This window comes from Pseudoalteromonas sp. GW168-MNA-CIBAN-0100, from assembly GCF_040309225.1.
Classification (GTDB): domain Bacteria; phylum Pseudomonadota; class Gammaproteobacteria; order Enterobacterales; family Alteromonadaceae; genus Pseudoalteromonas; species Pseudoalteromonas arctica.
In genome coordinates, this window is sequence record NZ_JBEOOL010000524.1 from 1 (window position 1) to 276 (window position 276).

The 276-nt window shown below is 41.3% G+C and carries 1 protein-coding gene; it reads left to right on the forward strand.

Annotation, left to right across the window (positions count from 1 at the left end; genetic code table 11):
• Window positions 1-276: MYG1 family protein (locus AAEY62_RS22275; RefSeq protein WP_350636582.1), on the forward strand; the 276-nt coding region annotated here is incomplete at both ends.

Consider the following 276-nt stretch of genomic DNA (forward strand, 5'->3'; position numbering starts at 1 on the left):
TAGCTGCACTTAAGTATATTTATCCTTCTTTTAAACTTATACGCACCCGCGATATGAAGCTTATAAGCAAAGCCGATGTTGTGATTGATGTAGGTGGCGAGCATAACCCAGAGACAGGACGTTTTGATCACCACCAACGTGGCGGTGCCGGTGCGCGTGAAAATGGTATTCCTTTTTCTTCATTTGGTTTAATTTGGCAAAAATATGGTCTTGAAATATGCCAAGGCAGCCAAGAAATAGCCAATGCAATTGACTCTGGTTTAGTATCTACTATTG